Consider the following 24,871-nt stretch of genomic DNA (forward strand, 5'->3'; position numbering starts at 1 on the left):
CCACCAAAACTCCCCGCTGGGGTCGGTAAACACCAACGGATTATTCAGACAATAGCTATACCGGTTAAAATTTTGTGAATACTCAGGTGCCTGTACATAAGGATCGGGACTTAAAAACCTTCCGAGCACAGGATGGTACATCCTACCGTTCATATTAATTAGTCCGAACTCAGGTAAATGTTCATGTCCGGTATAACCGCGATGAAAGGTAAAAGTATTACTTTAGGATAACGTTTGCAGGCCCCAGGCATCATAACTGGCCTGGAAGACCGGATTGCCGTTGTTGTCCGTCAGTTTAACTATGCTCCCCAGATGGTCGGTATGCGCATAATAGGTTTTATCCTGCTCGCCTGCTTGTTTCACATACACCGCCGCTAAGCCATCGCCGCCTGAAATATAGTATAGATGCCGTGTTATCCCATTTTCCGTGATCTTTTCGTAATCTCCCGCAAAGATAGTGGTTTTTACTATTGTGCCATCTTTTTGCAGTTCGGATTTCCACCGTTGCTGTTCCGGACCGTAAATGATATCCAGCTCAAGGGCTTCGTCATTCATGGTAGTTTCATTCATGATGGTGTCTTTAATGTTGCTTGCCTTGTGGAAAGCGGTATATTCAATGGTTTGCCCACGCCAGTTCAGAAGATCGCCGGTATTGTCCACCTCAGTTACGGCATGTTTTTTATCGGGGTGGTAGACATAACTGCCCAGGCCGGTTTTTGTTTTGATATTGCCATTGGCATCGTATCCGATCTTCATTTCCTTATTGCCGTACCGTATTAATTCCAACCTGTCGGTATCATCATATCTGAACGTTTCCGTTTCAGGGATCATTCCCGTACGGTCATCCAGGTTGCCTGTCAGTGTGTGAAAGGAATAGTCAAAGTTACAGATCGTGGTGCTGCTCCTGTTATAGGTATTCAGGTTTTCCAGGATACCTGTCGTACTGTAGGTAGATGTCCTGGACATATCACTGCCGAGAAAAGCGATATTATACGTGCCTTTATTCAGGTCCAGCTCCCACACCAGGTTCGATCCTTCGTTTATCCTGGCCAGGTTGCCATACGTATCATATTCATGGTTTATTTCCAACCCCTCCGGATAAGTCGTTTTCTTCAACCGGTCGAAGGCATCATAGCTAAAAGTAAAAGTAAGGTCATTTTCACCGGACATCTGACGTTTCTCTTCAACCATCCTGCCATACCTGTCATAGGCATAACTGACGGAACGGTCGCCTGTCTGTATCTTTTTTAACTGGTGGATGCCATTGCCGTCAGATACATATTCATAAGATGTACCTATCCCATCCAGGGTAGCATTTTCAATCCTTCCAAGGTCATCGTAGGCGATTGTTTCTATTTGACCCCGGGCATCCTTTTTCCATATTACACGACCGAGGGCATCATACCGGTAACTGATGATACCTGCGTTCGGATCATCCAATGTCGACTGGTTACCGGCTTCATCATAGGTCATTCTGAAATCGGCGCCTTCCACAGAGATCCTATCCGGTAAGCCATTGGAATGATAAAAATATTCCACTGTTCCTGCCGGATCGGACGAGGTTCTGATATTTCCCCAGGCATCGTAGGTTTTAGTGTATTTTTTGCTGTCGTTGACATTGGTGGTTACACTATATGTCCGGCCGGCATCCGGAGTTTCATAGGTATATACGAAAGATTGTTGCCGGTTGTTGGTTTCTTCCAATATCCTCCCCCGTTCATCATATTCATATGCCTTTATCCGGCTTAATTCCCCATTGACCTGTTCCAGGGTATCCAGTTGTCCCTTGTCATTATAGTATCTGTTTGATTGGATAGCCATTCCTTTCGCTCCTATGGTCCGGGTCTCCGTTTCACGCCCCGAAGCGTCGTACCAGGTCTTTACCCAGGGCATGCCGTGACCTTCTTCCAGGGTAAAATATTTCCGGTTCCTCGAAGTCCCCCAGCCTGTGCTGAACTTCTGTACCCGCCCATCATGCAGGATAGCAGCGGTTTTACGTCCCCATCCGTCATACCGGTAGGTAGTGGTGAAGGCATTGGCCGGATCGGTAAGGTCGGTCACCGTCAGCGGATTGCCCCAGGTATCGTATGCATAGGAAGTGACGGTAGCAGAAGGAATCGAGTATTCACTGCTCACCAGCCTTTTGTTACGGTCGTACTCAAAGTGGCGGGTAGCTGTAGGAATACCTGTTGCTTCCACGGTTTCGCTCAATACATTGCCCCAGGTACCATAGGTGTAACGGGTGATGACCGCTTTATCCGTGCTGTGGGCATTGTCTTTCCGGGAAAGGATATGGCCTTTGCTTCCGTCATAGGTATATTCGGTTTCCTGCGTATAGAGGCGGTCATCATCCCTGTGTTTCTGCACCAGGGCTATTTTCCTGGGCTTATTGGGTATATTGCTGCCGCCTGTGCGCACATAATCCGAATATACGGTCTTTTTGTACATATCATCATAACCATGGCTGATCTTTTCTTCCGCAAGATTACCGTTGGTACCATAAATATATTCGGTTATTTCCGTGATCCCTGTATCATGATCCGTATTTTCTACAAAGCGGGGATAGCAGGAAAACCGCTTGTATCCCCTGTCGTTCAGTTGGAATTCGGTCCGGGTCGAACTAATGGTATTTCCTCCTATGCTGGTTTTACCGGAAACCGCAACCGGCACGCCAAATGAACTCCAGCCTTCGACGGTCGATTCCACGGTCATATCCGTGACATCGTTTGTGGCCCGGGTTTTTGACAGTCCCAACAACCCTTTGCCGGTCAGATGGACTTTCAATCCTTCATATTTATAGGTCGTCACGGATGTTCCCCCGACGCCGTCCGGGACCGTTACGCTTTTTACTGCAGGTAGCGGTGCGGTAACCACCGGCGCGGGATAGCTTCCATCCGTTCCTTTGGTATATACAGCCGGATCGGTAAAGTTAGCATATCCAATATCTGTCTGGTTACCCATGCCATCGGTTACGGAGGTTACCTTTCCCGTTTGGAAATTCATATCAGGTAAACGATATACCCGCCATACAGAATTCATTGTTGTTTTGTTGAAACAGTCATACCCGAAATTGGCCAGTTCCGGATGCCCGTCACCATTAAAATCACCTACTGTATAAAGGGCGCTTTTGGCATCGTCTTCCCTGTTGGAATCGGTTTCAGTCACCGGTATCAATCCCGTTCCGGTGGAACGAAGCCAGATGGTTCTGGTTTCCCTGTAATTGCCCCAATTCCCACTACCTTTGTCATAGATGGCTTTGGTAATCACCACATCGGATTTACCGTCAAAATTAAAATCCAGTACCTGGCAGCTAAACCGCTCATCATCTTTCTCCGTAAAGCCATGGTCGTGCATATCCGGAAGGGTAATAACCGGTTCAGAACTCTTAATAAAAATACCGTTACCCTGGTTTAGGGCAAAGTACCAATTAGGATCATTCGTAGCATTCATAATAAAATCGGGCAATCCGTCTCCGTTAAAATCTCCCATGCGGATCATCCAGCAATCGGAAATACCAGTCCTTCTTATCATTTTTGAATCATTGAACCTAGGGCCATATGAAGTGTTGTTCCAGTATATATCGTATCCCCCGTTGTACAACACCATCAGGTCATTCATCCCATCACCGTTGAAATCGGCTACGAATATCTTTTCCGGGTCAGATGGCAGCTGAAAAGAGTGATCCTGCCATGTGAATACCGGCCGACCGTTGTTCATATCGGTCACCTGCCCCACTTTACCCGCATAGGCATCATTTATCCTGACCTTTTCAATATAAATAATATTGTCTTTTCCATCGTTATCCACATCGCCGACCGTATACAAGGGAAATTTGTTGATAATACCAATACCCACGCCGGGAATACCTTCTGTCGACATGGTTACCTGACCCGACTCGTGCGGAGAAGGCACCGGTGTATCTTCCAGTCCGTCATAAACGAAGAAATAGATTTTTCTTGAATTGTAGTTCTTTTCAAAATAAAAAGGTATCATCAGGTATTGTTTCCCGTCTCCGGCAGCATTGAAAGGTATATTCATGGCCAATATCTGTTTGTAAACATCATTAAGGCTGGCCGGCAATTCACGGTAACCTATTGCAGAAAAATAAAGCTGGTTATTAACTCTTTTTGACAGATAATGCTGGGAAATAGTGGAAAAACCAGTACTTCCATCTGCCAGTTCGGTTTCATGCCCATATTTCAAACCTACAAAATCACTGATTCCATCGCCGTTCAAATCGGCAGTCGCAAATATCTGTTCATCGTATTCTCCTTCTACACCAACAAGAGAAATACCATTGCTAACGTATCCGTTACCGGAAGGATAATTATCCCATGTAAAATTCACCGGTTTGAGCGATTCCCCCGCTCCGTTTTTTTCGGTAATGGATACCAATCGTGAAAAATGGTCGGTATTACTGTATTCCAGTTCATATACCCGGAGGGTCTCCGATTCGGTTTTGGTGACGATCCTTTTTAAACGCCGGTTCATTTCCCTTTTTTTGTTTTCCAGATAGAATGGCTGTACATCCGGCCTGGTCTCATACCCGAACTGTACATAATGGGATAAGCCTGTGGCCTGGTTTTTATTGTTCCCGTAGGATATTCCAACCGGGTACATACATTTATTGTCGTAAGAATACTCCATATAATTCCCGTAAGGGTCTTCCACATAGTCGAGGTACCAGGCATAGATCTTGTCGGTTTCCAGTTGGGTAAACATATCCGGCGCCGTATATTCCTGCCTGCCTGATGAGGTGCTTCCGTAGCGGTACAGCATGCCGTCTTTGGCCCGTACTTCAAAATAAGGCTTTCCGTTTTTCTCCAGCATCACAATATATGTATACGGATCGGATTCCTTGGTAAATACCGTATTGACTCCCCCGATACCTTCACGAAACAGGCGTTCTCCGTCCAGAGCGAATTCCCCGTATAGATCATATCTGACGGGGTAGGCTATGTGATCATGGTATACCGTCTTGGGAACGCGGGTAATAGCCGATATTCCCGACAGGTTACACCCCCATCCTGCTATCCCGTTTCCCGACTGGCTGTTGTATGTCAGTGAGACAGACGGCTGCAGACCGTTCAGGCCCTGAGGGACCATTACCGGCAGGGAAAATGTGGCCGCTCCCGTAGGAGAAACGTTGAATGCTACGGATGTAGTCCCTACCGGGGAAGTATCGCTGCTGTTACCTTCCGTGGACGGTGTTTCATTTTCGGGATATCCGAAATGATCATCGATCGGCTGTTCCGTGCCCGAAATCCGGGTAGTAATAGAACCGTTCCCGCTTTGTCCTTCCGACACCACGTAATAAGTGCCGGCTTCCAGCCCGGTCATCTTCAGGTAGGCATGCAAGGGGGATGTACACATGCCTTCGCCGGAATAGTCATCATTGGATGCCAGGCTGTTTCCGAAAGCATCCAACAGGTGCAGGTAGGTATTATCCAATCCCGACCCGCAATGGGAGATCTCCACATCCATATTCTTAGTGATGGTGAAACGGTAAAACACATCATTGGTGGGTTGTCCCGTATAGGTATCGGTGAAATCGCCGGTATTCTGGGGATCTGAGTATTGAAAGGCGGTGTGGTGGGTGCCCGCATCTATAGGGCTCTGCATGACATCACCCCTGAAAAAACCACGGATCCTGGTTCGTATGGTTCCGCTACTGCCGGGTTTTACTTTGGACATCACACAATAGACGCCGGGTTGCAGCTTGTTCAGCACCAGCCTGGCGTGTAATGCCGAAGGACAGGCGTCTCTCCCCGGACCATCGTCATTGTCAGTGTAGATACCGCCACTGGTACTCAATAGTGCGATATAGGTATCGGATACTGTTGAACCGCAATGTTCAATGATGATATCCATAGGGACAGTGATGGTAAAGCGGTAAAAAACATCTACTCCGTCGACCCAGTTGTAATAACAGGTATAATCAACGGATTCCCGCGAATCGTCAAACTCAAAATCACGGCGATGGGTACCGGCATCTATGGCCGAGGGAAGGTCGTCGCCGGGTGACCCTGATGAGCAATCAGAGGTCGTCCGCGACTCCCAGCCATAAAATCCCATATCACTGCGGTTTGTACCCTTTCCCGGGGGCCGGCTACGGTCGTAAAAGTCCGGGCGCCCCGCATCGATACATGGCGAATAATCCCAAAGATGATAGGTCTGGACGGGATCGTTTTCATCAAAATACGGAGGAGAATCGATGACTCCTTCATAGTAGTTAATGCCTGTTCCCAGATAATCCTTGTTCCGTATATTCGAATAGGAGGCAAATATGTAACTCTGCTGGTAATGATAAGCTATTTCGACCTCCATTTGCGGATTATACAGGATGCTGTTGGTAATATAGATTTCTTTTGTAACCGGTCCTGTAAGATGAATGGCATAAGAACCCTGGTTGTCGGCAATGGTGGTATTGACGATATCTGCACCACCATAATTTACCGAAGGGTTCAGTTTTATCAGCGCGCCGTCATTTCCTCCTGCATGATTACCATAGATCAAAGTGTTATATAGGGTAAAGTAAAAACTTCCGCAGGCCTCAACGGCCATCCCCGGGTTTTCTGTCAAAATAAGATGTGATAATCTGGGGTAACCGTTGCCGATGTAAATAAGGGGAAAGCCGTTTTCACCGTTGATCAGCTTCATGCCGTGTAATTCGGGAGAGGAGTTATTGATGTACACGGCGTTTTCAAAAGCACGGGCATCGATGATGACTGATTGGGGACATTCAAGGTTCCCGATCAGGTAAACATTTTTTGAAAGATATACATTTTCATTATATTTTCCGTTTTCAAGCTTGATGGCATCGCCCACAGATGCCGTATTTATGGCTTTATTGATGGTACGGAAAGGAGACTGTTGCGTCCCGGCATTGGTGTCGTTCCCGTCGGGGGAAACATACCATTGGAAAGTGGTGGGGATATCGTCGGTATAGGTCCATTCGGATGAACTGCTGCTTTTTGTTACAGTGCCGATGATATTTGCGTTTTCTGCCAACAGGTTAATACCGGCTTTTATAGCCGTTAAACGATTTTCCGTGGTTGTTGTTTTTTTTGATTCGGCCAGCAGTTGCAGGATTTGTTTCATTTTCACCGTATCACAACCTACTCCGGTCATAGCCGAGATCTTACAACGCAGATCGTTGTCTGTTGTCAGCAGGCTGGCTGCCTGGGAAATTTGTCTTTCCTGTCCGTTAGTTTCTGTAAATAAGGATAGAACAATAAAAAGACATATAGTAAGTCGTTGGATTTGGATAAGTAATCCGGTATTCATTATTGAATGGTTGAGTGGTTGTTTGCTCATAATAAGTGTATTTATCATTGCTATCATCTGATTTCTTTATTGTTTAATGATTTTCCATACGCCGGCTTCCTTGCCCAGGATCAAACGCATCAGGTAGGTACCAGCGGGTAGTTCCGGAATATCCAGCTGGTTGGAGCCGGAGAGGTTCGTCCAATGACGGACCGGGGAACCGCTGCTGTTGTAGAGGTAGATCATCGAGCCGGAGGGAATGTTCCCGGTAATGTCTACCCTCAGGTCGCCACGGGTGGGGTTGGGATAGATGGTGACTTTGTTTTCCTGTAGCTGCTCTTCGACAGGTGTCGGTACCGGGGTATCCCAATCGGTGTCATCCCACTGGTTATCCGGCAGGTTTCCTGATTTTAAACGGCTGAAACTTTGTGCCTGACTCACCAGTATTTTCCTGCGGCTGTCCATATTGCCGGAGGGATCGTAGCTGAAACGTACTTTACGGGTGGCGGGAAGGGTTTCCTGGTAGGGTTGTGCGGTAACCTGTCCGCCGTAAGCGCCCAGGTCGTTGCGGACGGTACCTCGTGCGGGTGGGATGTTCCGGTCGTTCCAACCGGCTGCAGGATCACCCATGTCGATGCACGGGGAGCTGGCCGTCAACTGGTATTTACCTGACGGTGGGTCCACAAATCCGGGAACGGCATTGATGATCCCGGCGCCGGTGTTGATCGTTCCGCTGTGACGGAAGATACTGCCGCTGCCACCCTTGATGTTGGTGTAGCTGACGTTAAGGATCGAGGCGCTGACTTCCAGTTCGTTCGCATAAGAGGAATTGTACAGGATACTGTTCTTTACTTCAAGGGTGGAGTTGGAAGAGACCAGGATAGAGGCGCGCTCGCTGCCCAGTCCATCGGACAGTGTCACATTGTGGAAACGGGCATTGCTGATGTTATTGTGGATACGCACGTCCAGACCTCCAAAACTGGTGTTGCCGTAGATGAGCACATTGCGGACAGTGGGGGCGGAACTGTGCAGGGCGGCGATGGCCGAAACGCTGCTTGCCGTATTACCGGTAATGATCAGGTCGGAGAGTACCGGGTTGGCATTGTCAAACAGGTAGATACCGGCACCATGATGGTCGGGGTAAACAGTGGAAAGGGCGCTGCCGCCGGTCAGCGTGAAGCCGCACAACAGGGTACTGGCGGTTTCACGGCGGGTCATCATGATGACCCGCCCGCGGCCTCCGGCATCGATGATGGTGGACGCGGGATCGTGGGGATTACCGACTACCTGGACGCTCTTGCCGTTGAAATCGAGGCATTCGGTATAGCGGCCTTCGCCCACCTTGATGCCCTGTCCGCTGGTGGAACGGTTGATGGCGTACTGGATGGTACGGAAGGGAGCTGTTTCGGTACCGGGGTTACTGTCACTGCCCTCCACGGAAACATACCAGTGGTAAACCGATGGAAGGGATAGGACACTCATGCGGATGGACTCCGTATAACCGGTTAGCTGCAGCTGTTGCATCCTTTGCTGGAAACTACGCTTGATAGCGGTGGAATCGTCAGCAGAGAAAACATGTTCCCGGGCACAGACAGACGGAACAGGCTGCCATAAAATGACCATACAGAAAATAGCGGTTAATTTTCCCTGAATAGATAAATGTCTCATTCGTTTCATCGATAGATATTTTACAGTTTTAATACACATTATAATCCAGAAATAGCCTCTCCTCAGAAAGGCATGGCTGTGACTTTTTATTCATCCGGTATGTATCCCTGCAATTTGTGTTTTTCTCCCTCTGTCGGTCAATTTAGTACCTTAATCCAACAACTCATTGCAATAACATCATTGTACGGTGCAAATATTACCAATAAAAATTTAATGACAAAATTTTTGTTGAGTATCTGTGAAATTTTTCAAATGTTAAACATTTCCCCCTCATCTGAAAAACCCACTCTTCATATACACGGGCAAAATAAAAAATCATTATTTTTGTTGAAAAAATCAAGTAATATAAAACAATTAATGTCACATTTACTGAACGTAATCAACATTGGTCAATGTGACTTAAGAAAACAATAAATAGCACTGAGTGCTTATTCATTCATTAGCAATGTTATTGACAGTACCTTTTAAAAACAGCGCCATCAGCGTAAGCGATGAGGGTAAAGGAAATGTAGTGGTTTTGCTACATGGTTACCTGGAAAGCCTCGATATCTGGGACGGCTTTTATGAAAGGCTCACATCCCGTTACCGTGTAGTCAGGATAGATATTCCCGGCCATGGCAGGTCCGGAGTAGTAGCGAAAATCCACACCATGGACCTGATGGCTGAAGCTGTCGAAACGGTATTGCAATACCTGGAAATAGAAAAATGTGTGCTGGTGGGCCATTCAATGGGTGGATATGTTACACTGGCATGCCTGGCCCGTTTTTCGAAACGTCTGGCGGGAATCTGCCTGTTCCACTCCTCTCCTTTCGCCGACACCGAAGAAAAAAGGGCTTCCCGCACCAAAGAGATCAAACTGGTGGAAGGAGGAAAACTGATCCTGATCTGCAATACCAATATTCCTAACGGATTTGCCACTGATCATCTGGAGAAAATGGCTGATAAACTGGAATTTGCAAAAGAAGTAGCCAGAAGGTCAACTCCCGAAGGCGTGATCGCTATCCTGGAAGGTATGCGTTCCCGTCCCGACAGACAGGAATTACTGAAGAAGAACCGCCTACCCGTCCTTTTTATCTTAGGAAAGAAGGATAATTATATTTCTTTTGATAAACTGGCTCCGATCGCTGCATCTTTTCCACATTCAACTGTGTCTGTACTTGAGGAATCGGGACATTCCGGTTATTTTGAAGAACCTGAAAAATCGGCCGGATTCATTTTATCATTCCTGGATGAATGCTATCAATAAGTTATTTTACATAATAAAGCCAATCATGAATATACCAACTTTAAAGAAAACAGGGGTTACCTGTTTAACCATACTGCTTTGCAGCATGCTGTATGCTAAAGATCCGATAAAGGTATTGATCATTACGGGACAGAATAACCATAACTGGCAGGAAAGCAGTGTTATCTTACACAGATACCTGAATGAAAGCGGCTTATTCAGAGCGGATATGGCCGTTTCCCCCAAACAAGGAGAAAATATGTCGTCTTTCCGTCCTGACTTTTCAGCATATCAGGCCGTAGTACTGGATTACGTGGGAGATGCCTGGCCCGATGAAACCAATGCCGCTTTTCTGGATTACGTAAAAAATGGCGGCGGAGTGGTCGTATACCATGCAGCGGATAATGCGTTCCGGAAATGGGAAGCATACAACGAAATAATTGGTCTGGGAGGATGGGAAGGCCGGAATGAAACAGATGGTCCTTATGTATACTGGCAAAATGACAGGGAAATTCGTGACAATAGTCCCGGAATCGGAGGAAGTCATGGCAGGCAACATGAATATACAGTGAAAGTGAGGAACAAAAAACATCCGGTCATGAAAGGATTACCTGAGACATGGACACATGCCCAGGACGAATTGTATGACCGCTTACGGGGTCCTGCCAAGAATATGACCGTACTGGCCACTGCTTATTCCGATAAGTCTACAGGCGGGACAGGCCGCGATGAACCTGTGCTGATGACCATTCGTTGGGGTAAAGGACGTATTTTTCATACGGTACTGGGCCATGTCGGAAACGAAAAAACACATCCGGCCATAGAATGTACTGACTTTATCGTTACTTTTCTTCGCGGGACAGAATGGGCAGCTACAGGAAAGGTAACCCAGAAAGTCCCTGCGGATTTTCCAAAATAATTTGATTGACGGAAAAAGAAATAAGTAATTTGAAAATAGGTTGTGAGTCACAATCAATTCAGGTCAGTCTGTTTTTCTTATTCTTTTTATTTGCTTCGCCGTATGATACCGCCTTTGTTACTCACTTTGTTATTCGCTATCGCTCATGAGAACGCTCCGCTTAGTTCGTTCGTGAGATCGGCTACGCCTAAGTTGATGCCGCAAAAAGAATCAAAAACGGCTTGACGCTAAGAACCCGGTTACTCCCTCCAGTCGTGATGGCTTCGCCGTTCACCTGACGGCTTCACTCAAACAGCATAGCGCCGATAAGGAGCCTGCGGCAATTATTTATGGGCAAAATTACCCAGTCGCATTACTCACGGAGAGTGATATTATGCTTATTCTGTGCAAATTAATCCTTATCTTTACATCGAACTCACGTTAAATTATAATACCTGTAAAGAACCTATAATTCCTTATTTATCAGATAAACCTTCTTCATACAAAGAATAGATAAAGGATATATCTAATTCATCAATAGTATTCCCGATATATTTTATCATCATAAAATTTCTGGAAAACCGGTTCATCACAAAAAAATATGGGCAGGATAATCGATTTTTGCCAGGTATAGTCCCTGAGGCGGGACGGATGTTCCGGCAGCCCCCCTGTCTTTGGCTTCAATGATCTGCCGCATATCTTCAGGAGGTCGTTTTTCCAATCCGATCTCGATCATGGTCCCTACAATTGCCCGTACCATATTCCTTAGAAAACGATTGGCCGTAATCGTAAAACATAATTCTTTCTTCTCTTCATCCAATTTCCAAAATGCTTCCGAAATATTACACAGGTTGGTCGAAGCGTTTCCATGAAGTTTGGAGAAACTTGTGAAATCAGTATACTGGAAAAGAACCATGGCCGCTTCATTCATTTTCATAACGTTTAAATCCTTATAGAAATGATAAGCCAGATCAGAAGTAAAAGGATTCTTCTCTATGGCAATCCTGTAATGATAAGTACGGGCTGTTGCATCGAATCGGGCATGAGCATCCGGAATGACCGGAATGACATGGTAAAAAGCGATTTCTTTCGGGGTCAGCTGATTCAACTTATACCTAAAATGGGTATCGGTATGCAGGCCATTATTGGTGGAATCAAAATGCGCCACATAATATGAAGCATGCACGCCGGCATCCGTTCTTCCGGCTCCTGTTACACGAACCGGCTCCTGCAGTAATAAGCCGAGAACACGCTCTATCTCCTCCTGTACGGTTACACCATTGGGTTGTAACTGCCAACCACAGAAAGGAGTACCCTTATATGCCAACTCTATAAAATAACGATAAAGCGGAGACACAAGGCAAATCTATTCTAAAAAGATTTCAATAACAGGTACCTCTACATTCGGACGCTCTACGGGAAGCGTCAGGATAACGTCGTTTTCTCCGGACGTTTCAGTAGTATGGCTGCCCGGCCTGGTAGATGTCCTGAACTTGATTTCCGAAGCATCATTCAATAATTGTGCGTATTTGAACTTCCCTTTGAATCCCGGAAGGTGTAATGATTTGAAAGGCCATTCAAGAACATGGATATATAATCTTTTGGTCGTGGGATTATATGTCATCAGGCAATTCTGGGGAGCCGTAAATTCGTCAGGAGCCTGTGTACAACCGTAAACAGAACGGCTATGGAACCTCATCCATTTACCGATCCCATCAAGGCGATCATCGGCACGATCATCGAACACACCACGTGCTGTCGGTCCGACATTCAATAATAAATTGCCTCCTTTACTGACCGTTTCTATCAGCATCACGATCAATTGATGGATACTTTTCCAGGTATATTCATCACGGTAATATCCCCAGGAGCCGGAAAAGGTCTGGCAGGTTTCCCATGGAACACGTTCACCTCGAACGGTGGGCCATTCCTGAGGCATAAATTGTTCGGGAGTTACAAAATCCCATCCCCAGTCGGTATGATTAAGATCCATCCGGTTATCCACAATAATGTTCGGCTGTAATTGACGGATCAGCTTCATCAAACCTTCCGAATCCCAGTCTTCATGACCTTTTCCTCCTTCCCCAGGATAAGAGAAATCCATGAATAGCTCGTCAATACGTCCGAACTGTGTCAGCAATTCTGTCAATTGGTTTTTCATGTATTGCTGGTATTTTTTCATATCCCGGCCTTCGTTGGCTGCTTTTCTCTCTTCCTGGCCAGCCGGAACGGGAGGATGTGAACGATCATAAGCAAAATGAGGATGGTGCCAGTCTATCAGGGAATAATAAAACCCAATGCGCAATCCTTCTGCACGGAAAGCGTCGACCAAAGGTTTGATCAGGTCTTTTTTGTAGGGGGTATTGGTTACTTTATAATCAGTGTATTTGGTATCCCAAAGACAAAAACCATCATGGTGTTTGGTGGTAATGACCACATATTTCATACCTGCTTTCCTGGCTTTTGCCGCCCATTCTTTGGGATTATACAGATCGGGATCGAAATGATCGAAATATTTCTGGTAATCAGCAGCGGGAATCCGCTCCCGGAGTTGTACCCATTCATGACGTGCCGGCAAAGCATAGATTCCCCAATGGATGAACATACCGAACCGGTCATGGGTCCACCATGCCATACGTTTTTCTTTCTGTTCCTTTGTCTCCCTGGCCCAGGAAGGAGTGTCCTGTGCCGAGATATTTCTTATGGTAATTCCCAGAATAACCAATATTCCAAAAAATAAGATGGTCTTTTTCATGTGAATAAAATTTATTACGCTTCCGCTCCATGAGAACGCTAGCGCTAAGTTGATTTTCAATGGTCATATAGAACCTACATTTTTTATTTATCTTTTTTGTCGGATTTATGACCATGAGGATTTCATATGGGTATAATGATTGAATAGGTTGGTTTAATGATCATTGAATTTCGAAAGTTATAGCATTGGTTAAGGTGCGATATAAAATGAGGTAAATTTTATCTGTTTTTGAAAGCATTTCTCCATCAAGTAGGAATAAGACGGCCCGTCGTCGTTATCGGCAAAGCCGCTCAATTATTTTTGCATGATCGATCAATCGGTTACCACAGGATATGATTCCCCTCCTTATCATCAATTACTGTTTTTAAATGATAAAGACCACATTAAGTAACGTATATCAGATTATTTGAATGAACGTAATGCTTCATCCCTATTGTCTATAATAGTGAAAGACTGATGTAGTTGTAAAACTTTAAACAGTTTTAAGGCCGATTCATGAACATTACAGAAAATAATTCGGCCACCGGTATTTCGGGCTTCTTTTGAAAGAGCCAGAAAAGCGGCGAATCCCGAACTATTTAAAAAATGAATCCCATCCATATTGATCAGGATTTTCGTACCCGGCTGTTCAAATAACTGTAACAATTTCGTTTTTACCGTTTCACTTAAGAAAACATCCAATCTTTGTGTATTTTTAAACGTCACCTCATAAACATCATCAACCGTATTTATATCTATCATAGTTTAATGATTTTAGTTAATTAGCTATTCAGATTGCATCAAAAATGCTTTTAATTCAACATTTACTATGTCTGTCAAAGCATTAAAACGATCAATGCTTGATTGGGTCTTACCGGGATCTCTGGCTTCTTTAGTCAAAGATTCTAATTCTATCATCTCACTTGCCATAGAATCAATTCCCATTACTAAAGCAGAGGACTTCGTTTTGTGCGCCAACCGGCTTATTTCAATCCAATTCTTTTCTTTCATCAACTGGCTGAACTCTCCCCGTATTTCAGTAAGCTGATCGAGAAACAATTCAACCATTTCTTTCATCATTTCGCGATCGCCTCCGGTCATCTGATATAAATATTCCAGATTTGTTATCATACATTACCAAAATAATGGTGTAAAATTATCACTTTTTATAAATAAAACCATACTTTTGAATGTTTTTAATGAGTAATACTGTTGATACATCAATAACAATAGGATGAAGCAAATCGTTATTTTCGCATCCGGCTCGGGCTCAAATGCCCAGCAAATTACTGAATATCTTCTAAAAAAAGGAACAGCACGTGTTGTAAGAATATACAGCAACCGGGCAGATGCCTATGTATTGGAACGGGCAAAAGAATTGAATATTCCGACCCGTGTTTTCGGAAAAGAAGAATTCGATTATTCTGATGTCATTTTAAATGAACTAAAAGAAATAACACCTGATTTAATTGTGCTTGCAGGATTCTTGTGGAAAATTCCGGAAAAAATAGTCCGGGCCTTTCCCGGTAAAATTATCAATATTCATCCGGCACTACTTCCGAAATATGGCGGAAAAGGAATGTATGGCGATAAAGTGCATCAGTCTGTCATAGAAAATAAAGAAAAAAAATCGGGAATAACGATTCATTATGTAAATGAAAATTATGATGAAGGAGCTGTTATCTTACAGGCAGAATGTCCGGTAACAGATGAGGATACTCCGGAAACACTGGCAAAAAAAGTCCATACATTAGAATATAAATATTATCCGGAAACCGTAGAGAAATTATTATTAAAAAAGTAATTCCCGGAAACTGATATGATAAGATATTTGGCCTGCTGATAAATAAGCGGATTGTCTTATCTTTGCCCTACTGAATAAATACTCATCTCAGAAAAAGTTTGTAATACTAAATTTCATAACCATATGTCACATAATTTATTAAAAGGGAAAAAAGGCTTGATATTCGGAGCTTTGAATGATAAATCCATTGCCTGGAAGACAGCTGAACGTGCTTTTGAAGAAGGAGCAACGATCGTCCTAAGTAATACTCCTGTTTCATTAAGAATGGGAACGGTTAATGAGTTAGCTGAAAAATGCGATACCATAGTAATTCCCGCTGATGCCACTAAAGTAGAGGATATCGAAGTAGTTATCGAACATGGGATGGAAAAACTCGGCGGTAAGTTTGATTTTGTATTGCATTCTATCGGAATGTCTCCTAATGTACGTAAAGGAAAAACATACGACGATCTGGATTACAATTATTTACTTCAAACGATCGATGTTTCAGCGGTTTCTTTTCATAAAATATTACAATCATGCCGTAAGATGGACGCCATTAATGAATGGGGATCTGTTGTGGCACTTTCGTATATAGCTGCACAACGCACTTTATATGGTTATAATGATATGGCAGATGCCAAAGCCATGTTAGAATCCATTGCCCGCAGTTTCGGTTATATATATGGCCGTGAAAAGAAAATCCGGATCAATACCATATCACAATCCCCGACCATGACTACAGCCGGAGGCGGGATCATGGGCTTCGACAACCTGATGGATTTTGCAGACCGGATGTCACCTTTAGGAAATGCCACTGCGGATGAATGTGCCGATTATATTGTCATGCTCTTCTCAGACCTGACCCGAAAAGTCACCATGCAAAACCTGTATCATGATGGAGGCTATTCCAGCATGGGGATGAGTCTCAGGGCCATGCAAATATACAATGAAGGGCTTGAATATCAAGATGTAAAGAAATACTAGAATCTTAAAGTTTTATCTTTGACCCCAGGTAAAATCTTTCTGTACGGATTATGTTTCCTTATTATTATCTTTCTGATCTCATTGGTTTTTCCTACTGATGGATGGAAGATAAAAAACCATATTTTCTATTTTCCTGATCACACTTCATGGTACCCGGATAAACCTGCCTATAAGGATATACAAAAAATTATCGCTTCCATTGACACCAGTGATTTTGATTTTATTACCGATACTGTTGCGTCAATAATTCCTGATTCTGTCCAAATGCTTGCGGATACCCTACGGGGACCTATGCCGATTGATAGTGTATATACATATACTTATCCGTTTGAATATCCTGAAGGGCAGGATACTTTATTATACCCTTTCTTTCGTACAATCAACATCCTGAATAAAAAAGACAAGCCTGTCCGCATTTTACACTATGGAGATTCGCAGATAGAAGGCGACCGTATCACGTCTGCCATACGTAATTACATGCAAAAAAAATTCGGAGGCCGGGGATGTGGTCTTATTCCTGTAGTCCCGGTAACGGATGCCGCCCGTACTTTTCAACAGGACATTCCAGAAAAATGGGTCCGTCTTTCTTTATTAGATAGAAAAGGAGATTCATTAGTCCAACACCGCAAATTCGGAATTGCAGGGGCATTGTCCCGGTATATGCCGGCGGATTCGACAGATACCATTACACATATCGGCTTAAAACCTATTTACTTTGGTTATAAAAATGCCCGGTATTTTACCCATGTCAAGCTATTTTACGGGACATCCGCAAATATGTTATCCGTTATTGTCAATAAAACCGACACACAGCAATTAAATACACAACCCTTGATCTCCTCATTCGAATGGAAATCCGGGAAAAGACAAACCTCTTTTCACATATCCATGCATTCCCGTTCATTTCCAGATATATATGGAATAGCTCTTGACGGGGATAAAGGTATTGCTGTCGACAACATACCTCTAAGAGGAAGCACAGGATCGGATTTTACCCGGATGAATAAAGAACAATTCCATCAAATGTTCCAAATGATGGATGTGGAAATGGTCATCCTTCAATTTGGAGCCAATGCGGTAATGAACATCACGGATAATTATGATTATTACTATAAAAGTATGACCCGTCAATTGAAAATGATGAAATCCTTAAAACCAGAGCTGGCGATTGTCATCATAGGGGTGGGTGATATGTCGCAAAATACGGCGAAAGGATATAAATCATATCCTCACCTGAATAAGGTTCGTGATGCACAACGCAAAGCAGCATTAGATAACGGGTGTATATTTTGGGATTTATATGAAGCAATGGGTGGAGAAGATTCCATGCCGAGTTGGGTCCTGGCAGACCCTCCTTTAGCACAAAAAGATTTTGTCCACTTTACTTACACCGGAGCCAGAATTGTAGGAGAACTCTTTTGCCGCGCTTGGACGAAAGATTATCTGGCTTATATGAAAGATGTTCATCACTAAATGTGTCCAGGTATTTGAAATCAACGGTACAAAATAGTATTCCAAAACTTTGGTTGATACATCAACAATAACCTGTTTATTGTTGATTTTGAATAAAACCGGAATCGAAATTGTAAAGAATATGAAAAGACGGGATTTCCTGAATATGAGCTTTGCCACTGTAGGGGGCGTGTTGTTAGGGGGAGAAGATGTTTTGTCCGCACAGGTAATGAACGAAATATCTGCTCCATTCAACAGAAAAAACTTAACAGAGAATTATGATCTCATCATACATGGGGCAGGACTGGCTGGTTATTTTGCAGCAATGGCAGCCACCCGTAAAGGTTGGAAAGTGTTGGTTCTGGATAAACACCCTTTTCCGGGTTATGACATCACAGCCAAAAGAAACCTGAGGATTTCTGTTGACGGAATAAATGATTTTGACCCGTCTTTTCTTGACCTTTTCCTTCCGGAAGGGGAAAAGCAGGAAATACTTAATCCCGGTTATTTTCCACATGAATCGCGTTTTGGAGATGATCTTTTGTTATTCGCGGGAAGTATAAAAAAAGGGATTTTACGCAACATGCTGGTGAATAATATTCATGTGTTGCTGATGACAGATGTATGCGGGATGATTACCGAAAAAAAATCAGTCAGTGGCGTGCTTGTCTCGTGCAAACATGGTATGTATACCATCCGCTGCAAAAGTTTTTTAGATGCATCCGACAATAACTTCTTTACTCGCGACTTGTTCAATCAGCCATATAAAATTACTGAAGCTTCTTATATATTAGAGTTTGCAGGTGCAGGAAATATTCCTGAAGGAAAAACAATCAGCATCTCTCCGTCTTTTCAACTAACGAATAACCAATTAATGTTTTATCCAGGAAAACGGTTGAAGGATCAGGCATTCATGGAGTTTTCCTTTCCTGTGGAAAAGAATGACCTGAGTGGAATAGAACAAAAAGCAAGGAATATATCTGCCAGTTTATGTCAGAACTTATCTGATATTAGTCCTTTGCTGGCAAATGCACGGCTTCATTGTCAGGCCTACGAATGCAGATATGTGGTCGATCGCCCGGTTGAAACATTTTCTCTCAATGCTTATTATCATATTCCGAATCCTGCTTCTTTGGCTTATCAAAATATCAAACAATTACTTGCTGATGCGACATCTCTTGTTGAAGAAATCAAATTTTCGTCTCCGGGATATGAATCCGGAGTGATTGAATATATTGGCGGAACCATCCCATATCAATGGAAAGGTGAAGAAATTACAGAAGAAGGGTTGAAACTGCCTTTGACACCCTTTATCTTACCATCGGATATGCCGGTTGAAAAAGTCAAAACCTCTATTCTTGTTGCCGGAGGAGGCACTGCCGGAGCCATGACAGCAATGGCAGCTGCAGGGAAGAAAGTCAAAACACTTGTCGTGGAATTCTTTCATGATCTGGGAGGAACCAAAACTACCGGTGGAGTGTCCGGAGAATATTTCGGATATCAGGACAGCAGCCTTTACAAAAGACAGAAACAGGAGATAAAAGAATTCAACAACACTTATCATATGGCCGGATGGACTGGAAGAGCATTTTATCACCTGAAAAAAATCGGTCAGTCGGGCGGCCAGGTCATGACAGGCGCTATCATCTGTGGTGCCATCACTGAAAAAAATCACCTTAAAGGCATTGTTGTATGCGAAAACGGGAGGCTAAAGAAAGTCATGGCAGACATGACTGTTGATGGAACAGGAGACGCGGACATTGCTTACTTTGCGGGAGAAAAATGTGAACTAGGCAATTCCCGTACCGGTAAAACGCAGGATTACAGTCATTGGGATATCCCGGTGAAAAATATGCCCACCCATAATCACCGTGACTTTGATATGATCGATAACACCAAAATATCGGAATTTCAACGAGGCCTGTTTTTCACCCATTATGAGTCACATTTCTATGATTTTTACCCGCATATCGGAGTCAGGGAATCAAGGCGTCCGCTCGGGGTATATCAACTGAATGTAAATGATGTGTTGGAGAATAGGAATTTCAACGATTTACTTGCAAATGCCCGGAGTGATTTTGATCCCCATTATACAGGAAGTTCTGAATATTCCCGCTGCGGATTTCTGCTGCCCCACTCCAATACTACCATTACGGAAATTCCCTACAGGTCGATTGTGCCGTCCGGAATTGAAGGACTTCTTTTTTCCGCAAGGGGTATCAGCGTTACTCATAATGCCATGCAATATACGCGTATGTCTGCCGATGTATGGGTATTGGGATATCTCACCGGACAGATCGCTGCCGAATTAGTCAAACGGAAAAAACGGGCACGAACATTCGATATATCTTCATTACAAAAAGGATGGCTGAAGGAGGGTATTATCAAACATCTTCCTGAAAATAAGGAAACAACTGTAGATAGGGTGAAACGGCTAGCCGGAGGTGAACCCGGAAGCTTGTTCAGCTGTTGCCGTTCGCCAAAAGAAGAAATATTACCTGTATTACGTTCAACCTACCGGACAAATCCTTCTGCCCAGATTGCCCGTGCACTTGCCTGGTTTGGAGACGGAAGTGGTAACAGCCTGATTGAGAAAGAGCTGGAAACTGTATTTCTGGAAGAGTTGAAACAAGGTTATCCCAATGGCTATGTAGAGCATTACAAGGAAGACGGATTATATTGGCGTATCAACAGGGATATTGCATTGTTAGGGATGTCGGGCAATAAGACCGGCAGTACTGTGATCCACCATATATTAAGCCTGGTCTCTTCGGGTGGTGGCTTAATGTTACGCGAAAATGACTATGATAACAATCGTATCGATATGCGTCTGATACCATTCCACAACCGGATATTGAACCTGTGTTTCTATATCGAACGATTGCCTGATGCCCGATACATTCCAAATCTGGAAAGGTTACTTTCCGACAAGAATATCGGCGGGTATATAACGCGAAAATATGAAAATGTCAGGTGGCGTGTTTACCAGGCTGATATGGAGTTATTTATTGCAGCGGCGCTGGCTCGATGTGGTGGAAAAAAAGGATTAGAAGTGCTTACTGGCTACTTATCAGATGTACATTCTGATTTCAGGGGTTTTGCACATTCCGAACTTGTAGCTACACTTGGAAAAGACTTTAACTATAGTGCCGGGGAATGGATAAATTATATTGAAACACTTACTTTTCCGGGAATAGTTACTCCACTCATTAAAGAAATCGAGCTTTAGTCCGGAGTAAAATCGTATACTTGTTATGAGTGATTTTTAATTTGTCATCTCCCTGTATTGCAAATTGATTATTGTTCATTGAAAATTGGCCTGATCAACTAATAAATAAATGACATCTTTAAATTGCAACAATAATTCATTATGATTACTTATATATGATCAATTAAAATATTTTTTCAGTATTTCTTTCACATCTTCAATTTCAGGGGTAATATCAAAAACATGATGAGGTGTCAAATAAAAAGTTTCTTTGTCATGTTTGAAACGTTTCTCTCCTCCTCCTGTAATATTTAACATGATACAGGCATCTTTCGGAAGAGCATTTGCATGCACCTGATCGATCAGCGTAGCTGTCGCTATGGCAGCGGCAGGATGAATATCAATTCCCTCGGTTTTTTCAAACAGATCTGCAGCAGCTTCGGCTTTCTTGTTATCAGCTGTGAGAACATCTCCGCCGGTATCTTTAAGCGCATCATACAATCCGCCATAAATGGCATAAGGAGGTTTACGGTTCGACAATACCTTTGCAGTGATCTCTTCCACCTGCCGGCGGGCTTCGTTGTCATCTCCCGGAAGCATCTCCCTTGAGTCTTTACGCCATGCGTGATAAATAGGAAGGAAAGGTTCATTCTGTGAAACCATCAACTTCATTTTATGGGTCCCATAACGGCCGTCAACAATGAAACGCATATTGGCTTCCCAGGCAGCAATGGCTCCGGTACCGCTTCCTACTGCCTGAAAATAGTAATCAGGGATCCGTTTGATATGGTCGACAGCAGAAAGTACCGTTGTGCCCATTCCGTCCCTCCGGGCTACATTTTTAGCGCCACCTTCCGGAAAGAATCCGGGCAAACCGCAAATCATATTTGAAAGATGAATAGCATCGAAATAATCACTGCCGGAACGGGTGCAAAATAATTTAACATTATCTTTGATCGGCTGGTCGAACCACATCGCATTCAGGTTATCTTCCGGCACACAAAGCACCAGAGGAATATCATTATCTGAACATACCCGGGCAAATGCCCTGGCGGTATTTCCTGCTGAAGCGACCACCAACACATCTTTCACATCCGGACTCAACCGTCCGCAAACCGAATAAGCTTCCGTTTCCTTAAAAGAACATGTCCGCATATTGGCTCCTTTTTCGGGCCAAAAACCATTGAAAGTGATATACAGATTTTTCAGTCCCAGATGTTTGGCCAGCCCTTCACTCTTATAAGTAACGGGTGCGGAAGAACCGCTCAAATGGCGGTGTACCGGCAACCAATCTGCATAACGGAAAATACCCCATGAAGCGTCTTTAGCATATAATTGTACTTCTTCATATACCGTCCTGATCAGTGTAGGCTCTTTTTCACCCGGAGGATCAAGCGTCCACCCTTTATCAGAAAACTCTTTTCCCGAACGTACCGATTGTAAAAGATAATGTGTAGGGACAAAATCTGAATTCATTGAATTGAAATATATATTAAAAATAAGTGATGTATGTCCTGACTGTTTTAAGGCAGTTGGTTATACTTATAAAGAATGACAAAAGTAATGAAATTTCTGTTTGTTGGAAATTTCAAAATGTTATCCGTCCATATCATCTTCTTCTTTTTGCAGTATCATTTCATATATTTCTTCAGGTTTCATATAATACTCCAGTTTGTACCTTCGGTAACCTTCATCAATATCTGCCTGGTGAATAATGAAATATGCATAATTATATAATTGCCATCCGAATCCGCGTGCAATAGCGATTGAGTCTGTTTCCCGTTCCATTTTTCGCCGGTACTTTTTTCCAAGATAACGTATTCCGGTCCATATCATCTGCCATCCCGATTGAGTAGAATAATCCGTAATATGAGCCAATTCATGTCCCATTACCCCGATGCACGCATTAAACGGTGCGGCGTATAACAATTGCGCCTGCTCACTATGTGCTTTTTGATTAATGATTACCTTATACTTTCGTTTGGACCGCTTGCGAAAAAGTAATGACCAGAGACGTGGCTGGGCAGCCATGGATGTCCTGATAGATCCGTATTGTAATCTTATATTGGTTGGGCACAATTCGGGATAATGGCATAATGCCCCGAAAAAAGCAATGACCAGTGAATCATCCTGGACGGTACAAACATGAGCAGAACAGGGAGTTACTGTATCTAATGATGATTTAACCTTTTCATAAAAAAGTATTTTTTCCCGGGGAATATTTTGTCCGGTCACAGAAATAAAAAGAAACAAACAAACCGCCAAAGTGATATCGATCCTCTTCATTTTCCGGATATTGGACTACAGGTTATTCCATTGGATAATAGAAAGATATTATTTTAAAAATACCCGTCGAAGATCTTCTATCTGTTGAGAATTAATGGGGTGTAGGTTCCCAATGGAAGAAGCAAGCACGAGCGATTTGGCACTGAATTCCGCAACCTCAAGACGGTCGAATGTTTGCAAGAGTTTATCTCCCGTAACCAACACCGAATCATTCTCGATGATCAGAGCGGGCATTTTGCTTTCCAGTTTTTCCAGTATTTCTGTTTTTCCCCTGAACTGTGATCCAAAAGGCATCAATGACACATCCTGCAAGAAAATCCAGCTTTCCGGAATGGTCCTTACATCTAAGGCCTGGTGGCTTGTCCCGAAAGCCATTAGGTAGGGAGATTGTGTCAGGATAATAGAGTTGATATGTGGAAACCTGTTGTATATTTCCTGATGCAACCAGGTAACCCGGCTGGGCGTTTTTCCGGGTTCACGTTGTCCGTCCCTGATTTGTACGATGTCTTCTAAATCCATATTCCATCGTAAAACACCGGTAGGAGTGATTAAAAAATCGTTTCCACGCCAACGAACAGATACCGTACCATATGAGCTTACCATTAATCCTTGCCTGCAGGCCCGGTGAACAATATTACAGATTTCCGTACGGATCTGACGTTCATCCGAAGGATAAGCCACAGATGATTGTTCAGGCAGTTGTTCGGGCATTTGCATTTCATATTGTGCAATCTGCTGATCACTTAAATATTTGACTTCACCGATTTGCTGTCCGTAAATGATTGCCCTGGCACAGAATTCGAATGTTTCGAAGCGCTGAAAAGCATCATTAATATCCGAACCACCTACGACTGTTCCATGGTTTTCCATAATGATGGCATTGTACCCTTTCTTAAACTCGGCGCCAATTCGATCTCCTAATTCCTGGCTTCCGGGCACTTCATAAGTAGCATACCCTATTGGCCCGCAAATATGTTTTGCCTGGGAAATCACATTGGGATTGGGGATAACGCGGGCAATACTGAATGAAACCAATGCCGGGGGATGTGCATGGATAATGGCCTTAATATCCGGTCGAGATTCAAAAATAGCTTTATGGAAAGGATATTCGGAAGATGGTTTGTGTTTGCCCACTATAGTGCCGTCGCGTTTAACGAGCATAATGTCTGAAGGGCGTAGAGATCCTTTATCTATGGAGCCTGGCGTTACCCATATATCACCGTTATCATCGATGATAGAGATATTTCCTCCGGATGTGGTGGTCAAGCTACGTTCATAAATTCTACGGATAACAGCAGTAATCTGATCCCGTGGATGCATTAAACGGGTATTAATGATTGGCTCCATTTTGATGGTTTAACAAG

At 43.7% G+C, this 24,871-nt stretch carries 16 protein-coding genes; 6 read left to right on the top strand and 10 right to left on the bottom strand.

Translation table 11 applies throughout. The features are described 5' to 3' along the window. From LBQ60_19365 to LBQ60_19375, 3 genes are all read right to left on the bottom strand, one after another. The coding region (locus tag LBQ60_19365) for an RHS repeat-associated core domain-containing protein (GenBank protein MDR2040088.1) at positions 1 to 159 on the bottom strand (159 nt) is incomplete at its 3' end. Between the two features lie 63 nt (positions 160 to 222). Next, positions 223 to 7,317 (bottom strand): FG-GAP-like repeat-containing protein, encoded by a 7,095-nt coding sequence (locus tag LBQ60_19370; protein ID MDR2040089.1) that lies wholly within the window; start codon positions 7,315 to 7,317, stop codon positions 223 to 225. A gap of 36 nt (positions 7,318 to 7,353) precedes the next feature. Then, positions 7,354 to 8,943: a T9SS type A sorting domain-containing protein gene (locus LBQ60_19375; protein MDR2040090.1), complete on the bottom strand. Its 1,590-nt coding sequence runs from the start codon at positions 8,941 to 8,943 to the stop codon at positions 7,354 to 7,356. Between the two features lie 436 nt (positions 8,944 to 9,379). Between LBQ60_19375 and LBQ60_19380 the strand changes: the two genes are divergently transcribed. Next, a complete protein-coding gene (locus tag LBQ60_19380) occupies positions 9,380 to 10,180 on the top strand; it encodes an alpha/beta hydrolase (GenBank protein ID MDR2040091.1) in 801 nt (266 codons plus the stop codon). A gap of 25 nt (positions 10,181 to 10,205) precedes the next feature. After that, a complete protein-coding gene (locus LBQ60_19385; protein MDR2040092.1) occupies positions 10,206 to 11,078 on the top strand; it encodes a ThuA domain-containing protein in 873 nt (290 codons plus the stop codon). Positions 11,079 to 11,646: 568 nt separating this feature from the next. Here LBQ60_19385 and truA read toward each other — a convergent pair. From truA to LBQ60_19405, 4 genes are all read right to left on the bottom strand, one after another. Next, the gene (gene truA, locus LBQ60_19390; GenBank protein ID MDR2040093.1) at positions 11,647 to 12,414 is read right to left on the bottom strand and encodes a tRNA pseudouridine(38-40) synthase TruA; all 768 of its coding nucleotides are present in this window, start codon (positions 12,412 to 12,414) and stop codon (positions 11,647 to 11,649) included. 9 nt (positions 12,415 to 12,423) lie between these two features. After that, positions 12,424 to 13,812, bottom strand: a complete 1,389-nt coding sequence (locus tag LBQ60_19395; protein MDR2040094.1) for an alpha-L-fucosidase — start codon at positions 13,810 to 13,812, stop codon at positions 12,424 to 12,426. Between the two features lie 402 nt (positions 13,813 to 14,214). After that, a complete protein-coding gene (locus tag LBQ60_19400; GenBank protein ID MDR2040095.1) occupies positions 14,215 to 14,553 on the bottom strand; it encodes an STAS domain-containing protein in 339 nt (112 codons plus the stop codon). Between the two features lie 24 nt (positions 14,554 to 14,577). Continuing rightward, positions 14,578 to 14,922, bottom strand: a complete 345-nt coding sequence (locus LBQ60_19405; GenBank protein MDR2040096.1) for an Hpt domain-containing protein — start codon at positions 14,920 to 14,922, stop codon at positions 14,578 to 14,580. Between the two features lie 103 nt (positions 14,923 to 15,025). Here LBQ60_19405 and purN point away from each other — a divergent pair, with 103 nt between their 5' ends. The 4 genes from purN (at position 15,026) to LBQ60_19425 (ending at position 21,242) form a co-directional block, all read left to right on the top strand. Beyond that, positions 15,026 to 15,595 (top strand): phosphoribosylglycinamide formyltransferase, encoded by a 570-nt coding sequence (gene purN / locus LBQ60_19410; protein ID MDR2040097.1) that lies wholly within the window; start codon positions 15,026 to 15,028, stop codon positions 15,593 to 15,595. 123 nt (positions 15,596 to 15,718) lie between these two features. Then, complete coding sequence (locus tag LBQ60_19415) at positions 15,719 to 16,561, top strand: enoyl-ACP reductase (protein MDR2040098.1); 843 nt, start codon at positions 15,719 to 15,721, stop codon at positions 16,559 to 16,561. Between the two features lie 18 nt (positions 16,562 to 16,579). Beyond that, positions 16,580 to 18,034 (top strand): GDSL-type esterase/lipase family protein, encoded by a 1,455-nt coding sequence (locus LBQ60_19420; protein ID MDR2040099.1) that lies wholly within the window; start codon positions 16,580 to 16,582, stop codon positions 18,032 to 18,034. Positions 18,035 to 18,155: 121 nt separating this feature from the next. After that, on the top strand, positions 18,156 to 21,242 hold the full coding sequence (locus LBQ60_19425; protein MDR2040100.1) for an FAD-dependent oxidoreductase: 3,087 nt from the start codon (positions 18,156 to 18,158) through the stop codon (positions 21,240 to 21,242). 159 nt (positions 21,243 to 21,401) lie between these two features. On the opposite strand, the gene LBQ60_19430 is transcribed toward LBQ60_19425, so the two are convergent. The 3 genes from LBQ60_19430 to LBQ60_19440 form a co-directional block, all read right to left on the bottom strand. Next, positions 21,402 to 22,697 (bottom strand): cysteate synthase, encoded by a 1,296-nt coding sequence (locus LBQ60_19430; protein MDR2040101.1) that lies wholly within the window; start codon positions 22,695 to 22,697, stop codon positions 21,402 to 21,404. Between the two features lie 120 nt (positions 22,698 to 22,817). After that, on the bottom strand, positions 22,818 to 23,507 hold the full coding sequence (locus tag LBQ60_19435) for a hypothetical protein (protein MDR2040102.1): 690 nt from the start codon (positions 23,505 to 23,507) through the stop codon (positions 22,818 to 22,820). 48 nt (positions 23,508 to 23,555) lie between these two features. Then, positions 23,556 to 24,854, bottom strand: a complete 1,299-nt coding sequence (locus tag LBQ60_19440) for a class II aldolase/adducin family protein (protein MDR2040103.1) — start codon at positions 24,852 to 24,854, stop codon at positions 23,556 to 23,558. Positions 24,855 to 24,871: the final 17 nt, after the last annotated feature.

This window comes from Bacteroidales bacterium, from assembly GCA_031275285.1.
GTDB lineage: Bacteria > Bacteroidota > Bacteroidia > Bacteroidales > UBA4181 > JAIRLS01.